Here is a 21,190-nt window from a genome sequence, read left to right on the forward strand (position 1 = left end):
CCTGTCAACGTGTTGGGGGTAGCCTGTCTTGAATCGCAACAGCGGTCTTTATCTTGTCATCGGTGCGCTCGTCGTCGTGGTCGTCGGCCTCGGCGCCTACATCTATCACGAGGAGAGCAAGCCTCAGGGCATCGAGATGAACATCGGCAAGGACGGGGTCTCGATCGAGCAGAACTGAGCGTGGAGCCCTGCTGCTCAGCTTGAGGCATTCTGACCAGGACGCCTTAGAGATAGGTCTTGGCGAGGATGGTCAGCTTGCCGCTGTCCTTCACGCCTTGCTTGTAGAGCTGGATGAGGGCAGCGCCGATCCTGTCGGCTTCCGGTGTGCGGGGAGTAATGCCGCTGTCATCGCAAACCTGATTCAGAACCTGCGACAACAGGTCTATATCTTCCGAAAAGAGCGGTAAATCCTGGGGATGAACTGACGATTTCAACATCGCGCCGCATTTCCCTCAGAGGGCATGACGCATCATCCTGCGCAGCCGACGCCCTCCCTGCCAGCCTTATTTTTATTATGCGCGCGGCCCAAAACTTTAGCAACTATGCAAATTAAGATCGTCGGGAACAATCTCTTGTCTCGCGCGTTACCGGGCCGTTTGGAATTCAAATGGAATGAGAAAGCCGTGAGCGAAAAACGCTTCCCCTCGCCCGTCAGGGTCATATCTCCGAGCAACAGCTTGATCGTTTCAACCGCGTGGGAAGCCGTCGAATATCTCAAGCGCTGGCCGGCCAAGCGAGGTCGCGAATACCGCATAGCACTCCAGCACTGCCTTGATGCAATGGATGGGCTGCGAAGCCCTCGCGCAGCGCAGGCGTCTTTCATGTCGGCGGCCAGGATAGCCGGCCTGCTGCTGTGAGATTTCAAAGGCCGCTCAGGATTCAGCGCGGAATTTTAGCCGTCTGCTCGCGGCATAGAGCCTGCGACTGGTAAAAGCCTTCGACGATCACCTTGGCGCCGACCTCGGCCACGTGGGCTTCGGCAAGTTCGGCAAGCGCAAGAGCAACATCCTCTTCCGGCCAGCCCGCTTTCACGGCCTCGTCGGAGAGGGTTTTAAATGCAGCGGCAAGGGTCTGCCGGCAATCGTGTCTATTACTGTCGATCGTCATAAGCCCAGAACTATGCTTTTCCACGATTTCTCTTCTTTACACGCTCAGCAACAAAATTGCGAACAAATTTCATTTTCAAATAATCTAAAATTGGAAATATCACGCGCGCCAGCCTCAATCATAGGTAGATTCTGCTGCAAGTGAAATAAATCACCTCTGTTAAGTAGGGATATTGGGCAGAAATATTAAGGAAATATTTTACCGCCAATTTAGCGCCTTAAAAACTACAACCGAAAATCTATAATATTTCGGCAGAGTGCTGGCCCGGCTTGGTGCCGCATTGCTCACGAGCCGAAGGATTTCCATGCTGCGCCGGCGTATGCAAGGGTTATTGCCGCATTTGCGCAGACTTTTTTCGGCAGTCATCGGCGGATTGCGAGCATGCCGTCCAGCACCGAAGGGCAGGAAAGAAGCTCGACAGCAGACATTCTCTTGGACAAGTTCCGTTTTATGATCACGGCGGCATTTTTCCCTTGCGTCCAAAAACCGAAAAGTCTAACAGAAGCAAGCCGTTTCGGCAGGTCGGGGCGTAGCGCAGCCCGGTAGCGCACTTGACTGGGGGTCAAGGGGTCGCTGGTTCGAGTCCAGTCGCCCCGACCATTTAATCCCTTGAAATCTCAGTCAAAAAACCAACAGAACTTGAAAGCCGGACGGACGGCGCAAGCTGGCGGTTATTGCCGCTCGTGCACTAGCGGTGCCCCGCTCAAATCTTTTAGGGCAACAAACCGCTCCACCTCCTGCTTGCGCCCGACAACCAATACATCATCGTCCAAGCAGAATGTGTGAGCGCTAATCTCTCAGTGAATCGTACGGGGTAGCCCGTCCCAGGAGGACGTCAGGTCTTCGAGCAAGGCGAGAAGTTTTTCGAATTCGGAAAGAACGGAGTGAAATTCCTCGTTGCTCAATGAGGCGATCTGCGGGGCCTTGACCGAAAGCGATCCGATAAGTCGCTCGATCCACATGCACCGGTCTGCGGGCACATGCCCGAGAATATCGTCCCGGTATTCCTGCAGGTAGCTGTGGATGCGCGCCACAATCACACGGCGGTCGGTTGCTCCAAGCGTTGCAACATTGCTTCGCGCGGTCTGCAGTTCAGCGATGATCGATGTCTGCATCTCTTCTCCCTTGGTTCTCCAACCACTCCTGCTGCGGCGAATACCATAGTCGCTGAACTCCCGACACGGACCAAGGTCTGAAGTCGCTGACGGGTGCCTTGTGCCCTCAGCGCGATTCATCCGTCCATATGCGGCGCTCGCCGCGGTAGATGTATTGGCCGGAGCCCTGGCGGGTGTTGTCGCGGTAATAGTCGCGGCGATTGCGGTTGCGGTCGTCGCCGGCGCAGCGCTCGGGAAGGCGTCGGCAATCCTGGGAGTTCTGCCGGCTGACCCGCGGATTTGTCGGATCAACGGCCATTGCATTGCCGGCGAGCATTGCTAAAGCTAAGGCAAGAACAACCCTGATCATTTCACTCTCTTCCATTTCCTGTCGACCATGCCCGGAGTTTATCACATGCTGCCAAGCCGCTCACTTCTCATCGGCATGATCATAACATTGGCCTCTTCGCATGTTGCATTGGCAGAAAAAGCCCGGTTTCGAAACGCCAGGGAAAACGAAATCCGTCAGCTTCTGAAGGGTGCCAGCGACTTGCGGAAAGCCTCGAATGGCTATGAATACCGTCGGGGCAACAAGAACGGCTATAAAATTTCAGACGGTCAGATCTGCATACTTTTCCCCAACAAGCAGACCGACTGCGTCTCGATCAAGACGGATGGTCAGGTATTGCAGATGCTCGACAACAAGGGCAATCGCGTCAAGCTCTGAGCCCTGCCGGTTGCTGTCTGTCGTCACGCCCGGCGCCTCCCCGGAACCTTTCCCCAAAGATCGCGTTAGAAACGCATGATTTTGCAGGTCGCTCGCCTGCAGCCGAGATGCGCCATGCGCCGGTTTCATCCGGGCAACCGGATCTTGAACGAGCTTTCAGCCGGGCTCTTCCCGGCAGGGGGAAATCATGAAACTCCGCTTCGTATCCGCCACAGTTGCCGGCTTCCTTGTTACCGGCCTCGCCGGCTCGGCCATGGCGGCTGATGCCATCGACGCTATTCCGGCCGCACCGGCAGCCGAGATCACACCGGTTTTCACATGGTCAGGTTTCTATGCCGGTGTCGGCGGCGGGCCGACCTGGGCCAACGGCGATTTCGACGTCTTTTCCGAAGACATGAACGGTGGGCTGATCACCGGCTTCGTCGGCTATAACTGGCAGTTCGACAATAATTTCGTCGTCGGCATCGAAGGCGACATTTCGTACAACTGGAACAAGTCCGATGTCGGCCCGTTCGAAGTCGGCCTCGAAACTGCCGGCTCCGTCCGCGCCCGGCTCGGTTATGCGATCGATCGCGCGCTGATCTATGGTGCAGCAGGCTGGACGGGTGCGCAGGCCCATATCGATGGTCCTGCCGGCAGCGACAGGGATACGCTGTCCGGCTGGACGATCGGCGCCGGCGTCGACTATGCCTTCACCAACAACGTCTTCGGCCGGCTGGAATATCGCTACAATGACTACGGCAGCGCCGACCTGCTCGGGCTCGACGGCGACTTCGACCAGCATGTCGTGATGATCGGGGTCGGCTACAAATTTTGACGCCCTGCCCTCAGAGCATTCTGGCCGCCGGATTATATTGCCGAGAGCGTGAGCTTGCCGTCGTTCGTCACACGAGATTGCCAGCCGGTATAGTTGGCGATCGTGAAATGCGGCGTCTCGAAAGGCGTCGCATGAGTCTCAGTGATGACGGCGACGTCAGCTCCGGCTGCCTCGCCGGCGAGAATACCTGCAACCGCATCCTCGAATACCAGGCAACGGGCGGGATCGACCCCGAGACGGCTCGCGCCCAGCAGATAACATTCCGGGCTCGGCTTGCCTGACGAGACTTCTTCGCCGCTGACGATCATCTTCGGCATGGGAATACCCGCTGCCGCCATGCGGCGGAGGGCGAGTTCGATCGGCGCCGACGTGACAATCCCCCAGCGATCCGAGGGCAGTGCATTCAGGAAACGGATGGAGCCCGGGATCTCGATGATGCCCTCGAAATCCTCCATCTCCTCTTTCAAAAGCAGTTTTGCCTCGGCGATCGGATCGACGCCGGGAAGACCGAGTTGGCGGATGACGTCGGACGCGCGAACACCATGGATGGTCTTCAAAAGGACCTCAGGTTCGAAACCGTGGCGAAGCGCCCACTCGCCCCAGACGCGCTCGACGACGGCGATGGAGTTCAGCAACGTGCCGTCCATATCAAAAAGGAAGGCATCGTAAGTCTTTTCGAGAACGCGATGGGAAGCGGACAAAGGGAGGTTCCTTGCGAAGCGGAAAGCCGGCGGCCCTCCGCGACTAGCCGAGCGCATGAGCGACGTCAACCGAAAGCATGTCGCGCAAAACTCTGCAACGGTGCATCAGACAAGGACCTGAAGCGTCGCAAGCGATCTGAATGACCGCGTACGCTTTAGTCGTTGACCTCGGGATGGGTGATGCTCCTCACATCCGCGAGGCCGCGTGCAGCATCGCGATTGCCGGTGGCAGCCGCAGCCTCAAAAACTCGCGTGGCGTCACCGTACATTTTCAGATTCATGTAGCTGTAGCCACGCAGAACCATGAGATCGACCCGCTCCTGCTGCAGTTGGGCACGCTGGTCGAGAAAAATGAGTGCCTCGCGATAGCGGCCGCCCTGGAAGGCGGCAAGGGCACGATCGGCAAGGATCGCTACCTGCAGTTCGGACGCGCGGTCGCGATTCTGCGGCGCCTTGGTAGCCGCGACTGCGGCACTATTGGAAAGGCCGGCGCGCAGGTAGGCAAGGCTCTGGCCGTAGGCGGCATCCTCACGATCCTTGCGCACTGGACTTGCCAGCGCCGCCTCGAAAGCCTTCACCGCTTCCATCGGCCTGTTGATATCCATCAGGCACCAGCCGCGTGCCAATGCATCGCCGGGCCGGAGGCGGGCGGGATCAATGGTGGTGGAGCATCCGCGAAGCTGACGCGGACCGCGCTCGACTGCAACCGTCTGCATGGCCCGCGTGGGCCTCGCGGGCATAACGGGCTGGGGCTGCACTTGCGGCTGCTGGGATTGAAATTGCGCCGGCGGCTGAGGCTCCGGCTGGAAGGCGGCACTGCGTTCGGTCGGCGCAGACTGGATCTGAGGGGCGGCAGGCTGAACAGCCGGCTGCGACCCAGCCGCAGAACCGGGGGCCGGCAACGGAGCGTTGCTGCGGGAAACGGCGGCTGTATCGTTCAACGTGGCAATGCGGGCCGAACGATCCGCCCAGAGACGCTGGATCTCGGCAACTCCGGCCCGGTCGTTCAATTGCTGGCGGGTGACGGCAAGGCCATAGGCGGACGGTTCGTCATCCGGCTTCCAACGCAGTCCCGTCTCGAACCACCGGGCAGCCGTCTGGAACTGGTTTAACGATCGAGCGTACCAGCCGAACTGCTGGGCCGTCGGCACGTATTTCTGTTCGATGATAGCAGCGGCGATACGACCGAGCACGTCCTCGCTCAGATCGGCCGGCGGCTGCAAGGCCATCAGATTGGCGGTCGCGGCAAGATAGGTGGCGGTCGCATCCTTGGAATCGTCACGCCATTTGTACATGACGTCTTCGGCTTCCTGCGGCGACTTGCGGGCAATCAACGCCAATGCCAGCCCCTGGGAGGCTACAGCGGAATCCTGCTTGTCGTGGGCGATGCGGAACCACTTTTCGGCAGCCGCATCATTGTTGCGGCGAAGCTGATACCAGCCAAGCAGCAGCGCGTCCGAAGGCAGCCCCTGCTCTTCGGCAAGCTTCTCAACGCGGGAGATATAATTGGCAGCGACCTCGAGCTTGGGATCGTCATTGCCGTCGGCAACGAAGCGGCGGGCCAGATCGTCGCGCAGGCTGTCGAATTCTCTGACACCATTGGCATCGGCAGGTTTTTCAAGGGACAGCAGCGACTGCATCGCACCATAGGGCAGAAGAGCGGCTGCCTTCTGGATCGTCGCCACGCGCTCGGCCGGCTCGGTGCAGTTCTTCAGGATATAGGTATATGCATCCTGCCCTCGCTGCTGCCTGTTCGTATCGACGAATGCTTCGGCAACGCGCCAGAGCACATCTATTTCGGCGCAGGTCAGCAGACTCGGGGTTTCGGCTGCAATATCGACGACCGTCGCATATTGCTTGAGATCAGAAGCATTGACCAGCCGGGCACGGGATTCGGCGACATCGAGACGGTCGAGCAGGTCGGCTGGCGGCTGCCAACTTTCGGCGGCCTGACGATCGGCGATCGCCTTGCGCAATTCGGCATAGCGGCCCTCCGAATAAAGCCGCCACATATTTTCGAGCTGCCGGTCGCCGTTTTGTGGAATGGCGAGCGGATCAGCAGGTGGTACCCAGTTCGGATAAAGCGCCTGAAGGCGCGAGATTTCCGCCTGCAGGCGAAGCTTGTCGCCGCGGCTCGCAAAATAACGAAGGGCGCTTTCGTCGACAACCGGCTGCTGGCTTGCCGCCGTCCCTGAGGGCGGCGGATTGGCCGGCGCGGTGGCGGCACCCGAGGGAGCCGAGGGTGGTGCGGTCTGCGGGACGACCGGAACCGGAGCCGGCTGCTGGGCCTGATTTGTCTGTGGCTGATTTGCCGGGGCTTGGGTTGGCTGAGCTTGGCCCGGCTGCAATTGGCTTGTCTGCGCTTGGCTTATCTGGGGCAGGTCCGTCTGAGCCGCGCTTTGGGCCTGACCGACAGAGTTATCCTGCGTCGCGGCCTGGATCCGCTCCGTCACGGTCTGCACATCGATCGGCTCACCAGAGGGGGTATCCGGCCCCTTGATACGGCCCATCATCATGAGTTCGGGAGTCTTGCCTCCGAAGCCGAAACGTTCCTGCAATGCGTCGCGGTCCTTCAGCCCGGCGATGAGAGTCGCCACAAGGACCGCTGCCGTGACCGCCACGAAAGAAGATTTCACAGACACTCCGGATGCTTCTCCCCGACATAGGCCAGCCCCAGAAGCTGAAGCGTTGAAGGATAATAATACGCGGGCGCAAATTGCAGCGCTTCGGCAGGTAGTTTGGTTCCGTCCAATACACAGGCCACAACGTGGTTAACAATTTCATAACCAGGGTCGGAAAGCGGCGTCTTCGACCGCCCGGTGGTGAGGTCGATTATAGCCGGCACCCCGTTTTCGGTCATGCCTTCCTTGAGGCGCGTCAGCAACGCCCTGTCGGTCACGCCGCCTCGCGCCAGATAGAGCGGGATACGGATCGCGTTGTAGCCGAACTCTGCCTCGAAACCGTCGGCCGGCTGCGGCTGTCGCTTCAGGCTCACCCATTCGGCGGGAAGCTTGCGCGGGCCAAATTGCATGGCCTTGAGCAGCGACAGCCCGTCATCGGCCAGTTTCTGCCACTGATCGGACGGTGCAAGTGCGGCCATGACCGGAAGCGCTTCATAGACCCAGTAGGATGGGTTGATAACGGGGCCATCGTCGCGATCCGTGCCGGAGAAGCCTTCCGCGCCAGGCATCAGCAGGGTGCGGCCGGAAAAATCGGCCACGGTCTCCGATAATGTCGACTGCGCCATGCGGGTGGCCGCGGTAATATAATCGGTACGGTTCCAGGCAGAGCCCGCCAGCGCAAGCGCATAGGCAATCAGTATATCGCCGTCGGACGCGTTGTTGGTGTCGGTCACATGCGGGCTGGCAGACGGATCCCATTTCCACACGGCAAGACCGTCATTGCGCAGCAGCAATTCGGTGCGGGTGAAATACCAGATCTGCTCGAAATCGGAGGGGCTCGCGGCAAGATAGGCGAGCAGCAGGCCGTAGCCCTGGCCCTCGCTATGGCTGATGTTGCCATTGCCGTTATCGATGATGCGGCCGCTCGGGTCGAGGAATTTCGCCTTGTAAGCTGCCCATGCCTCGCCGCTGATTCGCGGCTGCTGCGCCAAGGCCGGCTCGCTGGCGAGAGCCAGCATCATCGTGCCTGCCAGCAACGTCGCGATCCAGCCCTTCATTTCGACCTGCCTAGCCTTGAGAGCATTCTGGACGTGACCAGACCGATCAGCAGCGAAAGCACGACCAAAAGGAAAGAATAAGAGAGAATATTCGTCGACAGCCAGTTGGCAGCGATCAGGCGATAGTTGGCGATCGACAGGCCTCCGGTAGGTACGAAATCGAAACGGGTGACCGGCACGCTCTCGATCTTGCCGGTGCGGCTGGAATAGGTGGTGACATGGCCAGCAATCTGCGGCCAGTTCATCTGGGCGGTCAGGGAACTCAGCCCTTCGCGCAGGTCCTTGGCCGAGGGCGCGGTCACGACAGTCCACGTACCACCACCATCCGGGCTCTTGCCCTGAGCGACCATCAGAGATGCCACATTCGACGGCGTGAACACCTGCTCTGCAGTGGGAACGAATTGCAGCGAGGCGCCGGTAATATCGAAGTTTCGGTGCAGCCATTCGCGGAACGCGGCAATGCGGCCCTGCAGCGCGCCACCGCTGATGCGCGAGCGCCACTCTTCCAGCGCCTTGCCATTGTCGATCTCGGTCGGCTGGGAATCCGACACCGGACGCCAGGAAGCCTGGCTGGCTGTTGAGACATTGACCTGCGTGAGCGCCGTTGCCGGCATCTGCGAAATCGAGCCGATGAAAATCGCGTTGCGGTCACCGATCACGCCCGGCGAGGCGACCGTTTCGATCGCGATCGGGTGGCCCGCCATGATCGCGAGCTGGCCAAGCAGGGTCGCAGTGGCAGACAGCGTGTCGGCATCGGTGCGATCGATGAACAGCGGCGTCGGATCTGGACTGCGCCCATAGGGGTAGGATGTGCCGGCCATGGCCGCGAGGTTCGGTCGCTGCCCGACGCGTGCGAAATCCGGCATATGGAATTCGGACGTATCGAAAAGCGCAAAACGCGGCGTCGACGAGGCTGTCGCCCCGGGCACGCAAGCTGCATCATCATCCGTCATCAGAACTGCTTCGATCGCAATCGAATTCAGCCCTGGCTTGAAATGCCGCATGGTCACGCGGATAGGAAGCTGGCGGAAAATCCCGCCATTGGTCGTTGCAATCGGCACAGTGGAGGCAATGTTGCCGTTCACGTAGACATCGATATGACTGCCGGGAAGCACTTTGCTGGAATAGGCAGCATCGAGCAGGATTTTCGCCTCGCCATAGGCATTGGCGTAAAAGTCAGCCGGCACGGCGATATTGAAGCCGGTGCGAAAGCGACGGCCGGAAAAGTCGATGGTCTTCAAGCCGAGCTGCGAGAGCGGAATACTCGTATCAGAAAAGAGAAGCGGCGCGTCAGGCGCGCTCCAGCGCTGCGTGGTCAGCACGTCGCGACGGACTTCAGGGGCGCGGTCGGTCGGAGACACGATGGTATCGATCGCCGTCGAAACCGCCTGCCAGGATGGACCGCTGATCAACAGGACGGGCGAACCACTGCGGGGGTCGATGACAAAGGCCGCAAGCGGCGCGCTTTCAGCGCCTTGGGGAAGATTGGGGAAGATCGGACGCAGCTCGGTGGCGGTACCGACGAAAACCGCCATCTTGCCGGGACCACCTGCTGGCAGAGTGTCGGCACTAAAGGCAAAGACCTGGTTCGGCATGCCGCTCAAAAGCGACAGGCCCTGCGCCAGACGCAGGAGTGGCTTGGTGGTGCCGGGCTGTTCCATCGCCGGAACGACCAGATCGAATTCCGTCTTGCCTGCGCCATCGACACCGATGGCGCGGATCGCATCCGTGCCGGAAAGCTGACTGGCGTCGCGGCCGGCAAAGCTCAGATAGGTGCCGGCCGGATCGATGTTCGACCAGAGCTCATAGGTGGAGTCGATGCTGCAATCGGTGCGGTGGCGCTGATTGGCCTCGAAAGTGATGAGATTGGCACCGGGTTGGAGCAGACCCGGAGGAACATCGAAGCTGACTGCCGAAGGACTGTCGGGCGAACCGACCTGCTGCTGACCGATAATACGGTTGTTGATGAACACGGTCAGCTGCGATGCTTCGGGAGCGACGACGATGGCGTTCTGATAGGTGAAGGTGAACCGCGCCTTCGCCGCCGCCTGCTCCGTCGTCAGATAGATCGACCATGACCTGCGGTCGTATTCACCACCAAGGCCGAGCTCGGAGAAAGGCACGATATAGCGCCTGAAATCGCCGGTCTGTGGAGCGGCCGCGGCAGGACGGATGACAGGGGTGGCCGGCTGCGGCTGGGCCTGAACAGGGGTGGAGGGCGTCGCCGGCGCAGATGGAGGTGCAGGCGCTGGTGCGGGGGTTGCGGGAATGACGCTAACCGGTGGCGCTGCGGGCGTGGATGCCTGGCTCTGCGCAGGCGCGGAAGGCTGTACCGGCTGCGGAGCAACAGCCTGTGGAACGACGGGAACAGGGGCCGGTGCGGGCTGGGAAGGCTGCGCGGGCTGGGCCGGAAGCGTCAGCCGCGGCTTGACCGGCGGCGCACCCGCCGGGCGCTCACCGGACATGTCGAAGGGAGCGGTCTGCGCATAAGCGAGAACCGATGTGCCGATCAGAAGAACGGAGGCGGCGAAGAATTTTTTCATCCGGCGTTCGCCTTTGCCGCCTGCTGCTGTCGATGCTCCTCACGTTCCGGGCGCATGCTGCGGAAGAAATAAACCAGGCCACGGCTCGTCTGATAGAGCGAGAGGCCGAGGAACCAGATGGTGCCTCTGATGAGGCCGGGATTACGCCGGCGCGAGGCCTGGAACTGCGTCCATTGATCCGAATTGGCGAAGATCAGATCGGCGATGAGGCGATGATCCAACGCGCTCTTCGGTTGATACTGGCAGCCGACATTGGTGATATCGCCAGACGGTTCGATGTTGCGGACGATGAGCGGCAAGGTTTCGAGATCGGCGCCGCTATAGGGGCGGAAGCGGATCTCGCCGAGCGCTCCAACCTGCACCGCATCAAAATGCTTGCTGAAGATGTGCAGGCGCGCGCCGTGGACGGAGACGTCCTCGATCGAGGCGGTGTACCACTGGTCGCCGACGCCGAATTCGCAGCGCCGGTTGACGCGCACGCGGCGGGAGGACGCCCTCTCCCCGCGCTCCGAGACCACGCCGAGCGCGCAGCCGGCAAGGATGAGATTGATGATGTTCCAGCCGCCGACGACGAGCGTGACATCCGCCTTATAGGGCTCCGCATAAATCTTGTAGATGGTGATCGCAACGGCGATGATCTGCACCGCGAAGATGACGAAAAAGGGCCTGCTGATTTCCGACAAGCGGCTGACGGCGATGGATTCGTCCTTGGCGGTGACCTTGAAGGTCGGCTTGCGCGGATTGAGCATGACCGAGACGACAGCCGGCAACAGGTGAACCGTCTGCACATATTCATAGAGTTCGGAAATCCACGGCCAACGGAACGACCCGTAGAGGTAGTTCTGCATCATCAGGTTCACGATCATGTAGGCGAGCGTATAGGCCAGGAACTCGCCGCCGGAGGCCGTGAAGATCTCGAGATCGAAAAAGAGATAGAAGAGCGGCGCGAACAGGAAGATCGTGCGCGGGAACGGGAACAGCCAGAACAGCGATGAGGACATGTAGCAGAAGCGCTGCGGCAGCGTGAGGCCGCGCTTGAGCAGCGGAAAGCGGAAGCGCAGGATCTGCATCATGCCTTGCGCCCAGCGGCTGCGCTGACCGATGAAACTTGCGAAGGTGGCGGGCTGCAGCCCGGCGATCAAAGGCTTGTCGAGATAGAGGCTGTTCCAGCCGGAGCCGTGCAGGGCAAGCGCGGTCTCGCAATCCTCGGTGATGCTGATGCCGCTGAAACCGTTGGTGGACTGCAGCGCGCGGCGGCTCAGCACCGCCGCCGAGCCGCAGAAGAAGGCGGCGTTCCACTTGTCGAGACCGCGCTGGATGATGCCGTAGAACATTTCGTTCTCGCTCGGCATCTTTTCAAAGGTGCGAAGGTTACGCTCCAGCGGATCCGGATTGATGAAGAAGTGTGGCGTCTGGACAAGGAAGAGCTTCGGGTCGTCGTCGAAATAGCCGACCGTTTCCAGAAGGAAGTCACGCGCCGGCGCATGGTCGGCGTCGAAAACGGCAATCAATTCGCCGCTTGAATGCTGCATGCCGTTGTTGAGGTTGCCGGCCTTGGCGTGTTCGTTACGGTCACGCGTGAGGTAATTGACGTCAAGATCGACGCAGAGCTGCTTGAGCTCGGCGTGGCGGGCCGCGGCTGTCTGCGCTTCGATCAGCTTGCCGGAATTGCGCTTCTGTAGCGTGCCGCCATCATCCAGCAGCCACACATGCAGCTTGTCGGCCGGATAATCCATCGCCTTTGCGGCGGCAAGCGTATTGGCTAGCAGGCCGGCATCTTCGTTGTAGGACGGCACGAAGACATCGACGTGGGGGAAACGCTCGAGCTTGCCGGCGCGCGAGGGACGCGGCGGCAGCGGGGTGGCGACAATGAAGAGCGACAGCGCCAGCATCATCACGCTATACATTTCAGCGAGATAGAGGAGCAGGCCGGGAATGAAGTTTGCGAGCTGGTTGACCGGCGGCAGCGTATTGGTCGTGCGCCAGTAGACATAGCGCAGCACGATGGCCGTACCGAAGGCGAGCGCCACGAGACGCCATGTGCCCTCTCCCTTCAGCACCTTGATGAGCGCCATGACCGTGACGACGGTAATGCTGGCGATGAGCTGGGTCTGCAGATTGACGGGCAGCGTGATCAGAGCAATCACGCAAAGCGACACCATAGCCCATATGAGAACACTGCCGGCCTTACGCATGAACGTTCCTTCGAAATGGCTCAACCGCTGCGCTCGGCGCATTGGGCGTATTTGCTATTTCCGGCAGGCGGCCGTCATGGCCGCATCGCCAATGCAATCAGGCGAAGGCACGGTCACACCGATCGGCCTTGCCGTTTGTTCGACTGCCGCCGGCGCCTCTGCCGGTGGCTCTATCGCATTCGTCTGCGTGTCGTCGTTCGGCAGCGGCACGCGAGGGCCGACAGGCGGCTGCAGGACCGGTGCAGCAGGTGCCGGTTGCGCCTGCACGCGGCGCACGGCCACGGCCCTTGTCTGGCGAACTGCGGCCGGAGCAGGTTCGTAACCGATCGGCATCGTGGTCGGGCGATAGCCGCCCTCGTCGGGATAGATCGGCGCGCCGGTCTGGCCGAGCGCCGGATCGGCCGGCGGCGGAGCGCCATAGGGATTCCAGATATCGCCGTCGAAAGTGCCCGTGACGGTGTAACCGTAGACGATGCCGAGGAGCTGGCGCTCGCTAGCCCGGGCATCGCAAAGGCGCAAGCGGATCTGGATCATGCCAAAGTTGCGCGCCTGTGTGTGCGCCGACTGGCTGGAGCGGACCTGCTGCCAGGCGTAAAGACAGGTATCGCCAGCGCGGCTGTGGCCAGAGGCATAACCGAAGGGACCGTAGCTGTTCTGCAGGAACGTGGCTGAGGTCGCCATCGGAACGCCGGGAACCGATCGTGCCATCTCGCGCGCGATATCCCCTTCCCGGATCATCCTGTAGGAAGCGTTGCCGGCGCCGGGATTGGCCCCGGACGCGCCAAGAAACTGAACTTTGAGGAAATTCTGGCCTTGAACAGATGAGGACGTGAAGAGCGATATTGTCTGCTCCACACCGTTTCCACGCTTTTGCTCGACGACGCTGACGATCGACGGACCACCGGGGGGCGGCAGGACCAGCGCTTTTTCCGGCTCTACACTGTCAGGCCCAACAGGCTGACGCACTCCCCCTGTCGACGTACAGCCGGCTATCATGGCCGCGAGAGCCGCCATCGATATCGTCTTCGGAAAATGCATGTCCTGGCCGTTGCTATCGTATTTTTAATCTTTGTCTGAAGGGACAAAGCGCGGCGAATTTCCGAATCAACAACCCCTATGTCGTTCTTTAGGAATAAACGATGCTCATGGTTAACAAATGGTCAACACTTTTCTACAGGTGTGCCGGGTAAAATCGGCAGGGGCTCCACTTTCACGGGCGCAGCAAAGCGAGAGGAAATCAAGGGCATCCGGCAAGAATGACCCGGAGTAGCAGAGCCACCGGCGGAACCATGAAGGACGGCTGACGTTTTCTCGATGGCTGGGTAGGAAAAGGAGAATATCCATGCGCAAGACCATGCTGGCCGCGGCCGCCCTCATGCTGACCGTAAGCTCCGCCGCCTTCGCGCAGAGCAGCGTCATCGTAACCGATCCGGCGCCGACCGCTTCGACCGTCGTGCTTCCAGGGGAAGTCCGCACCTATGTGATGGAGCAGAGCGTTCCCTCCGTCGTCTATGACGGCGACATTGCCGTCGGCACGACGCTTCCCGACACGGTAGAGATTCATACCGTTCCCAACGTGGACGGCTATGGCTACACCGTCGTCAACGAGCGCCGCGTAATCGTCGAGCCGCAGACACACCGCGTCATCCAGGTTCTGGAATAAGCTCCGGCACGGCGTGAGGCTTTACGCGGGCCTCACGCCTGTTCCGCGGACGGCTTGCCGTTCAGCACTTCACGGACCTTGTGGGCGAGCTGTTCCAGGCTGAAGGGCTTGGCAAGCAGCGAGACGCCGTGGTCCAGCACACCATTATGAACAATAGCATTGCGGGTGTAGCCGGTCGTGTAGAGGATGCGGATTTCCGGCCACTTCTCCGTGACGGCATCAGCAAGCTGGCGACCGTTCATCTGCGGCATGACGATATCGGTGAAGATGAGATCGACCCGCTCATTCCGCAGCACATCCAGCGCCTCCGGACCACTCGCGGCCTGCAGGACACTGTAGCCGAGTTCACGCAGGCTCTCCGCCGTCATCTCGCGTACACTCTGGTCATCCTCGACCACAAGGATAGTGTCGTCGACGCTCCCTTGCGGGATCGGCATCATCGACGGCGCCGAAAACCGCGTCTCACCGGAACCGACGCGGCGCGGGAGATAGATCTTCACCGTCGTGCCGCGATCGATCTCCGAATAGATCTTGATGTGTCCCCTGCTCTGCTTGACGTAACCGTAAACCTGACTGAGGCCGAGACCGGTGCCCTTGCCGGCACCTTTCGTAGTGTAGAAAGGATCGAAGGCGCGTTCCAGAACCTCGGGCGACATGCCGATGCCGGTATCGGTGATACTGATCATCACGTACTGGCCGGCCTCCACCTCCTGGTGCATGCGCGCATACCGGTCGTCGAGTTCGGTATTGGCCGTTTCGATGGTCAGATGCCCGCCATCGGGCATGGCGTCGCGGGCATTGACCGAGAGATTGAGGATGGCGTTTTCAAGCTGGCTCAAATCGGCAAAGGTCGGCCACAGGCCACCGGCCAGAACCGTTTCGATCCTGATCTGCTCGCCGAGCGTCCGGCGCAGCAGTTCCGACATGCCGCCGACAAGCTTGTTTAGGTCTATGGTTTCCGGCGCCAGCGGCTGCTGGCGTGAAAAGGCGAGCAGCCGCGCGGTCAATACCGCTGCACGCTGCGCCCCGTCCCTGGCGCTCTGGATCGAATTCAGAAGGCGTGGATCCTCCTTGCCGTTCAGCCGTCTCTGGGCGAGATCGAGGCTGCCGATAATGATGGCCAGCATATTGTTGAAGTCATGAGCGACGCCGCCGGTCAACTGGCCGATGGTTTCCATTTTCTGCAACTGGCGCACCTGGGCCTGGGCGCTCGCATGTTCCGCCATCTCGCGCTTGAGCTCGCCAGTGCGCTGGGCGACCGTCTCTTCCAGTTTCCTGTTGAAATCGTTCAGCTCTCCGCGCAGGCGCAGCTGCCGGCCGTGGGAGACGACAATCGCCTGCATCAGTCCGACAATGATGAGTGCATTGGCAATGAACGTCGAAAGGCCGAGCCACTGGATGAATGTGACGGGCCAGAAGATATCGTGCGGCTCGACGAAGAACTGCTGGACGAGGAAGCCCGACAGAATGGCGGCCACCACGCCCGGCCCGGCACCGCCGATAAAACTTGCGATCAGTACGGCGGGCAAGAAGCTCAGAAACGGAAAGCCGGAGAGATAGTCGCCAGCAGCAGTGCGCAACAGGAATGTAAATGCAACAGCGGCGACAGCGAGCGGATAGGTCAAACCCGGCCTATGACGCAGCCAGTCCGTGGCGCTCAACAAATCCATTTCCCAGCCTCGTCCTTCCGTTACGAAAACGGCCCTCCAGCTTTTGCATATCGAATCCGGTCGGGCAATATGCCGTTTTTCGCACTACCGCGATCCAACCTTGACGAGCAGCCTGCTCGGCGCAGATAAGCCATGTACCCGACAGGCCTGCCATAGGCCCGTGCGGGCAGAGAGTGGACGGAACCATGAAAGACATTTTCATCGTCGAAGACGATGCGCTGATCGCCATGCTGCTTGAAGAGATGCTTGAGGATCTCGGCTACCATATCAGTGCCAGCGCTCCGGATCTGGAGCAGGCCCTCGATGCGGCTCAGAACAAGGAATTCGACGCGGCTATCCTCGACGTATCCTTGGCCGGAAAGAGTTCACTGCCGGTCGCTAAGCTGCTCGAGGCGCGCGGCAAGCCTTATGTCTTTGCAACAGGGTATGGCAGCGCGCCGGAAGGCAGCAATTCAGGCCAGCCTATCCTCAGAAAACCGTTCCAGCTTTCCGATCTCGAGAGAGCGCTGAAAGGCATGGAGGCCTAAACGCGCTAACGCACCTGATCGAGCAGGCGCTTGCATTCCAGAAGATCGTAGAGCGCTTCCTGGAGAAGCGCACGATCCTCCTTGCCGACACTGGACTTGCCGACCGAGATTTCCGGCTGATCATCGTCGCCGCTGACGAAGTTGAAAAAGCGGCGCGTGATCGGCGGCTTGGCGCGGCCAACGATCTGATCCTCTTCCGCCATTGCGACGCGCGGTTCGCCTGCGACCGTATCGTGCACGTTCGCAGAGAGTGCTTCAACGCTTGCGAGATCGCCATGGCCGACCGCGACGACAAACTTGTTGCCGTTGGTTTTCAAGAGCTTCTGCACACCCTTGATCGTATAGCCGTGGTCATAGAGCAGATGGCGGATGCCTTTCAAAAGATCGACATCCTCAGGCCGGTAATAGCGCCGTCCACCGCCTCGCTTCATCGGCTTTATCTGCGGAAAGCGGGTTTCCCAGAAGCGCAGCACATGCTGCGGCAGGTCGAGATCATCAGCAACTTCGCTGATGGTGCGAAAGGCATCCGGGCTCTTGTCCAACGTCATACTGCTACGCGACCTCGCGGATCGATCCAAACGGCGACTCATCATATTTCAACGGTTTGGAGCCGCGAATTCAAGTCACGTCTTCGCGTTGCGCACAGCCGGAGGCACGACGCAGCAAAAAACCTTTGCGTTCGGCGGGAAAAAGATGATCAGGCAGCCGGATTTTGCGGCTTGGTCTTGCCCTTCCGGGCAACATGGGACTTCAGAATGCGCGTCTTGAGCACATTCGACGCCTTGAAGGTCATGACGCGGCGGGGGGAGATCGGAACTTCCTCGCCGGTCTTCGGATTGCGGCCGATACGCTCGTTCTTGTCGCGCACCTGGAAGGTTGCGAAAGAGGAAAGCTTGACGGTCTCGCCGCGCACGATCGCGTTGCAGATCTCGTCGATGACCGTTTCGACAAGCTCAGCAGATTCTGTCCGGGAGAGACCGACCTTCCGAAAAACGGATTCCGCCAGGTCTGCTCGCGTAACTGTCTTTCCGGTCATGGTTTCCCCGCCCAATAGAAAATATTTTGTGAAAGTGGACGAAGATTATTTGTCTTGTGCCTCACGGTCAAGCTCTTGTTCGCCGCCAGTTTTTTAGGATTTATGCCTACCAGCGCAGCAAAACCGCGCCCCAGGTGAAACCGCCGCCCATGGCCTCCAGCATCACAAGGTCGCCCTTCTTGATGCGTCCGTCGCCTGCAGCCGTCGCAAGTGCCAGCGGAATGGAGGCAGCAGACGTATTGCCATGCAGATCGACGGTAATGACGACCTTTTCCGGGGCAATGTTCAGCTTCTTGGCCGAGCCGTCGATGATGCGGCGATTGGCCTGGTGGGGGACCAGCCAGTCGAGATCCTCGGAGGTTGTTCCGGTTGAATCGAAAGCGGCCTGAATCACGTCAGTAATCATGCCCACGGCATATTTGAAGACCTCGCGGCCTTCCATGCGCAGCTTGCCGACCGTACCCGTCGAGGACGGACCGCCGTCGACGTAAAGCTTGTCCTTGTGCGAACCGTCCGAACGCAGATGCGCCGTCAAGACACCGCGGTCTGCCGTCGTCCCCTCGCCTTCGACTGCTTCCAGCACGATCGCGCCGGCGCCGTCGCCGAAAAGCACGCACGTGGTGCGGTCATTCCAGTCGAGGATGCGGGAGAAGGTCTCGGCACCGATGACAAGCACGCGCTTGGCAAGACCGCCACGAATATAGGCGTCAGCCGTCGTCACCGCATAGACGAAACCCGTGCAGACGGCCTGAACGTCGAAGGCGAAGCCATGCGTCATTCCGAGACGGTTCTGGATGTTGACGGATGTCGCCGGAAAAGTGTTGTCGGGCGTCGAGGTGGCACAGATGATCATATCGATATCATCAGGCGTCAGCCCGCCATTTGCGAGCGCGGCCCGCGCTGCAGCTTCACCGAGCGACGACGTCGTTTCGTCATCGCCGGCAATGTAACGCTGGCGGATGCCGGTACGCTGGACGATCCACTCGTCCGACGTGTCGACGACACCTTCCATTTCGCGGTTGGTCATCACGCGTTTCGGCAGTGCTGCCCCGAAACCACGAACCACTGATCGGATCATATTGCTTGAACCCCGTCGCTCACGCGGCCTCAGGCCCTATCGGGGGCAGCCGCTTGGCATGATATTTTTTGAGATCGTTTTCTATTTTCTGGGTCAGGCCATTCTTGGCCATGTCATAGCCGACTTCGATGGCCGCGGCTATGCCTTCGGCATTCGCCCCGCCATGGCTTTTGATCACGATGCCGTTCAGGCCGAGGAATACGCCGCCATTGACCTTGCTCGGATCGAGCTTCTCGCGCAGCATGTCGAAAGCGCTCTTGGCGAAGAGATAGCCGATGCGGGCAAGCAGCGTGCGCGACATGGCGGCACGCAGATAGGTGCCGATCTGCCGGGCGGTGCCCTCGGCCGCCTTCAGCGCGATATTGCCGGAAAAGCCTTCCACGACCACGACATCGACGGTACCCTTGCCGAGATCGTCGCCTTCGACGAAGCCGGAATATTCGAGCGAATCAAGATTGGCTTCGCGCAACAGGCGACCAGCCTCCTTGACCTCTTCCTGGCCCTTGATTTCCTCGACGCCGACATTCAGCAGGCCGACCGTCGGGCGCTCAAGCTCGAAAAGTGCGCGCGCCATGGCGCCGCCCATGAGAGCGAAATCCATAAGTTGCTGCGAATCGGCCCCGATCGTGGCGCCGACATCGAGCACGATGCTTTCGCCCTTCACCGTCGGCCAGATGGCGGCAATCGCCGGGCGTTCGATGTTGGCCATCGTGCGCAGGCAAAACTTTGCCATGGCCATGAGTGCGCCGGTGTTGCCGGCGGAAACGGCGACATCGGCCTCGCCCGACTTCACCGCTTCGATGGTGCGCCACATGGTGGAGACATAACGTCCGCGGCGAAGCGCCTGGCTCGGCTTTTCTTCCATGCTGACTGCGAGCTCGCAATCATGAAAGACAGACTTTTCCCTGACCTTGGGAAACTTCGCCAGAACCGGCTCGCACTGTTCCTTGATACCGTAGAAGACGAAGGAAATATCCGGATGCCTGTCCAGCGCCTTGGCAGCGCCGGGGATGACAACCTGGGGACCAAAGTCGCCACCCATGAGGTCGAGAGATATTTTGATCACGTGTCCCTGATCCTTTTTTTCGCCTGAGGGGGGCGAAATTTGGGCCAAAATACCGGTTTTGGCGTCGCTTACAACTGAATTATGTCAAATGCCGGAGTGGCTTCAGTCCTTTTTCCAGTCCTTGAGCGCTGCGAATGCAGAGGGCTTTCGGTCATTTTCGCCCGTGTCTTCGATGTGGCCTTCGAACTCCACACCTTGCTTGCGTGGATAGGGATCGATGGCGAGCGCTGCGAATTCCGCGACGATCTCACCGGCATCGATCGTATCACCGGTAAAGGTTTCCGGCAGGTCGGGACCGTCGGGGTCCAGCACCATCTCGCCGGCATCATTGGCGGGATGGCGGGCGAGCCTGGAATTTTCCGGCACGAAGATCTGTTCGAAGTTCTCGTCGATTGCAGATTCGACCGGCTCGAGGGTGACCACGCAGGCCTGTACGATCTTCGCCTGCACGCGTCCCTTGACACGTATGCCGTCACGCTTCCACCTGTTGATCTGCAGGTCGGCGCGGAGACTGTCCACCGACACGACGTTCCAGCTTTCGGCCAGCGCCTTCAACTCGTCCTTGTCGGCAGTCACGCGCACTTCGACGGGATTGGCGGAGATGTGGCCAACCTTGACCGGATAGGAAAATGGAACCTCGCTCAGATCTTTCTTCATGATTCTGCTCCTCAAGCGAACCCAGGAATCGTTGCCGAACCGGTGGCGATCGCCTCCTCGGGAATGGCAGACAGATGGGCTTCCGCCGCCATCATCCAGTGCGCCAGCCCACTCATGTCGGCAGGTTCGGCAGCTTCGGGATAGATATTGCGCTGAAGTGCTGCGGAAAGAGCGGCGGCATCGCCTGCATCCATAGTTTTCGAATAGGCTTCGAGCCGGCCATAGAACATGCCTGCGAGCTTCTTCATGCGCTTTGGAACGCTGTTGTCGCCGATGCCGAGTTCCCGGATCGAATAGTCGATATCCTGAAAGAAGGCATCGACGATTTCCTGGGCAATCTCCTGGCCGCTCGTGTTGGACGTGCGGGTGCGACGGAAAAACAGGATCATGGCAATCGACAGCATCTCGAAGCGGCCCATGACGGTATCGGGGACATTCAGCCGCTCATAGAGCTCCGGCATGCGGGCAGCAGCCGTAAGAGCCGCGTACTGCCGCTCGACGATAGCCTGGTTACTGTTTCTCTTACCGAAGAGCCCGAGGATCATTTGTTTTTTCCGGAAATGCCGCATTCTTGGCGCCCAGCGGCACCGGGCCTTGTTGCATGATTTCGAAAGCTGGTTTACCGAAGCA

22 protein-coding genes, 1 tRNA gene and 1 pseudogene are annotated in these 21,190 nt (G+C 60.1%); 7 read left to right on the top strand and 17 right to left on the bottom strand.

Annotated elements, in window-relative coordinates:
- Positions 1-28: 28 nt before the first annotated feature.
- Positions 29-178, top strand: coding sequence for a hypothetical protein (locus FHT93_RS30635; protein WP_183850986.1), 150 nt, complete (start codon positions 29-31; stop codon positions 176-178).
- Between the two features lie 46 nt (positions 179-224).
- Here FHT93_RS30635 and FHT93_RS30640 read toward each other — a convergent pair whose 3' ends face one another.
- A complete protein-coding gene (locus FHT93_RS30640; RefSeq protein ID WP_029869178.1) occupies positions 225-437 on the bottom strand; it encodes a hypothetical protein in 213 nt (70 codons plus the stop codon).
- A gap of 186 nt (positions 438-623) precedes the next feature.
- Here FHT93_RS30640 and FHT93_RS30645 point away from each other — a divergent pair, with 186 nt between their 5' ends.
- On the top strand, positions 624-857 hold the full coding sequence (locus FHT93_RS30645; RefSeq protein ID WP_029869177.1) for a DUF982 domain-containing protein: 234 nt from the start codon (positions 624-626) through the stop codon (positions 855-857).
- A gap of 22 nt (positions 858-879) precedes the next feature.
- Here FHT93_RS30645 and FHT93_RS30650 read toward each other — a convergent pair whose 3' ends face one another.
- The gene (locus tag FHT93_RS30650; RefSeq protein ID WP_112544616.1) at positions 880-1,107 is read right to left on the bottom strand and encodes a hypothetical protein; all 228 of its coding nucleotides are present in this window, start codon (positions 1,105-1,107) and stop codon (positions 880-882) included.
- 523 nt (positions 1,108-1,630) lie between these two features.
- Here FHT93_RS30650 and FHT93_RS30655 point away from each other — a divergent pair.
- Positions 1,631-1,707 (top strand) — tRNA-Pro (locus FHT93_RS30655).
- 197 nt (positions 1,708-1,904) lie between these two features.
- Here FHT93_RS30655 and FHT93_RS30660 read toward each other — a convergent pair.
- Complete coding sequence (locus FHT93_RS30660) at positions 1,905-2,222, bottom strand: hypothetical protein (RefSeq protein WP_112544618.1); 318 nt, start codon at positions 2,220-2,222, stop codon at positions 1,905-1,907.
- Positions 2,223-2,328: 106 nt separating this feature from the next.
- Positions 2,329-2,571, bottom strand: coding sequence for a hypothetical protein (locus tag FHT93_RS30665; RefSeq protein ID WP_162729903.1), 243 nt, complete (start codon positions 2,569-2,571; stop codon positions 2,329-2,331).
- A 45-nt stretch (positions 2,572-2,616) separates the two neighbouring features.
- Here FHT93_RS30665 and FHT93_RS30670 point away from each other — a divergent pair, with 45 nt between their 5' ends.
- Positions 2,617-2,928: a hypothetical protein gene (locus FHT93_RS30670; RefSeq protein ID WP_112544622.1), complete on the top strand. Its 312-nt coding sequence runs from the start codon at positions 2,617-2,619 to the stop codon at positions 2,926-2,928.
- 187 nt (positions 2,929-3,115) lie between these two features.
- Complete coding sequence (locus FHT93_RS30675) at positions 3,116-3,745, top strand: outer membrane protein (protein ID WP_112544623.1); 630 nt, start codon at positions 3,116-3,118, stop codon at positions 3,743-3,745.
- A gap of 32 nt (positions 3,746-3,777) precedes the next feature.
- Here the strand turns inward: FHT93_RS30675 and FHT93_RS30680 are convergent, their stop codons facing one another.
- The 6 genes from FHT93_RS30680 to bcsN form a co-directional block, all read right to left on the bottom strand.
- Entirely contained in the window at positions 3,778-4,446 is a 669-nt protein-coding gene (locus tag FHT93_RS30680) for an HAD family hydrolase (protein ID WP_113014006.1), read from the bottom strand.
- Positions 4,447-4,601: 155 nt separating this feature from the next.
- Entirely contained in the window at positions 4,602-7,082 is a 2,481-nt protein-coding gene (locus FHT93_RS30685; protein ID WP_183850988.1) for a cellulose synthase, read from the bottom strand.
- Positions 7,079-8,125, bottom strand: coding sequence for a glycosyl hydrolase family 8 (locus FHT93_RS30690; RefSeq protein WP_183850991.1), 1,047 nt, complete (start codon positions 8,123-8,125; stop codon positions 7,079-7,081). Before FHT93_RS30690 ends, FHT93_RS30685 begins: the two co-directional genes overlap by 4 nt.
- Positions 8,122-10,668: a cellulose biosynthesis cyclic di-GMP-binding regulatory protein BcsB gene (locus FHT93_RS30695; protein WP_183850993.1), complete on the bottom strand. Its 2,547-nt coding sequence runs from the start codon at positions 10,666-10,668 to the stop codon at positions 8,122-8,124. Before FHT93_RS30695 ends, FHT93_RS30690 begins: the two co-directional genes overlap by 4 nt.
- Positions 10,665-12,863 (bottom strand): UDP-forming cellulose synthase catalytic subunit, encoded by a 2,199-nt coding sequence (gene bcsA / locus FHT93_RS30700; RefSeq protein WP_112544796.1) that lies wholly within the window; start codon positions 12,861-12,863, stop codon positions 10,665-10,667. The genes FHT93_RS30695 and bcsA overlap by 4 nt, the downstream gene beginning before the upstream one ends.
- A 54-nt stretch (positions 12,864-12,917) precedes the next feature.
- Positions 12,918-13,901, bottom strand: a complete 984-nt coding sequence (bcsN, locus tag FHT93_RS30705; protein WP_113014000.1) for a cellulose biosynthesis protein BcsN — start codon at positions 13,899-13,901, stop codon at positions 12,918-12,920.
- Positions 13,902-14,205: 304 nt separating this feature from the next.
- Here bcsN and FHT93_RS30710 point away from each other — a divergent pair, with 304 nt between their 5' ends.
- Positions 14,206-14,526: a DUF1236 domain-containing protein gene (locus FHT93_RS30710; protein ID WP_183850995.1), complete on the top strand. Its 321-nt coding sequence runs from the start codon at positions 14,206-14,208 to the stop codon at positions 14,524-14,526.
- 32 nt (positions 14,527-14,558) lie between these two features.
- Here the strand turns inward: FHT93_RS30710 and FHT93_RS30715 are convergent, their stop codons facing one another.
- Positions 14,559-16,196: a response regulator gene (locus FHT93_RS30715; protein WP_183850997.1), complete on the bottom strand. Its 1,638-nt coding sequence runs from the start codon at positions 16,194-16,196 to the stop codon at positions 14,559-14,561.
- A 185-nt stretch (positions 16,197-16,381) separates the two neighbouring features.
- On the opposite strand from FHT93_RS30715, the gene FHT93_RS30720 reads away from it, so the two are divergent.
- A complete protein-coding gene (locus FHT93_RS30720; RefSeq protein WP_112968034.1) occupies positions 16,382-16,723 on the top strand; it encodes a response regulator in 342 nt (113 codons plus the stop codon).
- A 5-nt stretch (positions 16,724-16,728) separates the two neighbouring features.
- On the opposite strand, the gene FHT93_RS30725 is transcribed toward FHT93_RS30720, so the two are convergent.
- From FHT93_RS30725 to FHT93_RS30750, 6 genes and pseudogenes are all read right to left on the bottom strand, one after another.
- Positions 16,729-17,271 (bottom strand): MerR family transcriptional regulator, encoded by a 543-nt coding sequence (locus tag FHT93_RS30725; RefSeq protein ID WP_112544640.1) that lies wholly within the window; start codon positions 17,269-17,271, stop codon positions 16,729-16,731.
- A gap of 149 nt (positions 17,272-17,420) precedes the next feature.
- Positions 17,421-17,759: an integration host factor subunit alpha gene (locus FHT93_RS30730; protein ID WP_007819963.1), complete on the bottom strand. Its 339-nt coding sequence runs from the start codon at positions 17,757-17,759 to the stop codon at positions 17,421-17,423.
- Positions 17,760-17,865: 106 nt separating this feature from the next.
- On the bottom strand, positions 17,866-18,837 hold the full coding sequence (locus FHT93_RS30735; protein WP_112544642.1) for a beta-ketoacyl-ACP synthase III: 972 nt from the start codon (positions 18,835-18,837) through the stop codon (positions 17,866-17,868).
- A gap of 19 nt (positions 18,838-18,856) precedes the next feature.
- Complete coding sequence (gene plsX, locus FHT93_RS30740) at positions 18,857-19,903, bottom strand: phosphate acyltransferase PlsX (protein WP_112544644.1); 1,047 nt, start codon at positions 19,901-19,903, stop codon at positions 18,857-18,859.
- 102 nt (positions 19,904-20,005) lie between these two features.
- The gene (locus FHT93_RS30745) at positions 20,006-20,560 is read right to left on the bottom strand and encodes a DUF177 domain-containing protein (protein WP_112544646.1); all 555 of its coding nucleotides are present in this window, start codon (positions 20,558-20,560) and stop codon (positions 20,006-20,008) included.
- Positions 20,561-20,571: 11 nt separating this feature from the next.
- A pseudogene (locus FHT93_RS30750) lies at positions 20,572-21,163 on the bottom strand (ubiquinol-cytochrome C chaperone family protein).
- Positions 21,164-21,190 lie beyond the last annotated feature (27 nt).

It is taken from the genome of Rhizobium sp. BK379 (genome assembly GCF_014193955.1).
Taxonomy (GTDB): domain Bacteria; phylum Pseudomonadota; class Alphaproteobacteria; order Rhizobiales; family Rhizobiaceae; genus Rhizobium.

Excerpts from the sequence above, each read along its gene's own strand:
- FHT93_RS30640 (WP_029869178.1), bottom strand. The coding sequence starts at position 437 with ATGTTGAAATCGTCAGTTCATCCCCAGGATTTACCGCTCTTTTCGGAA.
- FHT93_RS30650 (WP_112544616.1), bottom strand. The coding sequence starts at position 1,107 with ATGACGATCGACAGTAATAGACACGATTGCCGGCAGACCCTTGCCGCT.
- FHT93_RS30660 (WP_112544618.1), bottom strand. The coding sequence starts at position 2,222 with ATGCAGACATCGATCATCGCTGAACTGCAGACCGCGCGAAGCAATGTT.
- FHT93_RS30665 (WP_162729903.1), bottom strand. The coding sequence starts at position 2,571 with ATGATCAGGGTTGTTCTTGCCTTAGCTTTAGCAATGCTCGCCGGCAAT.
- FHT93_RS30670 (WP_112544622.1), top strand. The coding sequence starts at position 2,617 with ATGCTGCCAAGCCGCTCACTTCTCATCGGCATGATCATAACATTGGCC.
- FHT93_RS30675 (WP_112544623.1), top strand. The coding sequence starts at position 3,116 with ATGAAACTCCGCTTCGTATCCGCCACAGTTGCCGGCTTCCTTGTTACC.
- FHT93_RS30690 (WP_183850991.1), bottom strand. The coding sequence starts at position 8,125 with ATGAAGGGCTGGATCGCGACGTTGCTGGCAGGCACGATGATGCTGGCT.
- FHT93_RS30695 (WP_183850993.1), bottom strand. The coding sequence starts at position 10,668 with ATGAAAAAATTCTTCGCCGCCTCCGTTCTTCTGATCGGCACATCGGTT.
- bcsA (WP_112544796.1), bottom strand. The coding sequence starts at position 12,863 with ATGCGTAAGGCCGGCAGTGTTCTCATATGGGCTATGGTGTCGCTTTGC.
- bcsN (WP_113014000.1), bottom strand. The coding sequence starts at position 13,901 with ATGCATTTTCCGAAGACGATATCGATGGCGGCTCTCGCGGCCATGATA.
- FHT93_RS30710 (WP_183850995.1), top strand. The coding sequence starts at position 14,206 with ATGCGCAAGACCATGCTGGCCGCGGCCGCCCTCATGCTGACCGTAAGC.
- FHT93_RS30715 (WP_183850997.1), bottom strand. The coding sequence starts at position 16,196 with ATGGATTTGTTGAGCGCCACGGACTGGCTGCGTCATAGGCCGGGTTTG.
- FHT93_RS30720 (WP_112968034.1), top strand. The coding sequence starts at position 16,382 with ATGAAAGACATTTTCATCGTCGAAGACGATGCGCTGATCGCCATGCTG.
- FHT93_RS30725 (WP_112544640.1), bottom strand. The coding sequence starts at position 17,271 with ATGACGTTGGACAAGAGCCCGGATGCCTTTCGCACCATCAGCGAAGTT.
- FHT93_RS30730 (WP_007819963.1), bottom strand. The coding sequence starts at position 17,759 with ATGACCGGAAAGACAGTTACGCGAGCAGACCTGGCGGAATCCGTTTTT.
- FHT93_RS30735 (WP_112544642.1), bottom strand. The coding sequence starts at position 18,837 with ATGATCCGATCAGTGGTTCGTGGTTTCGGGGCAGCACTGCCGAAACGC.
- FHT93_RS30745 (WP_112544646.1), bottom strand. The coding sequence starts at position 20,560 with ATGAAGAAAGATCTGAGCGAGGTTCCATTTTCCTATCCGGTCAAGGTT.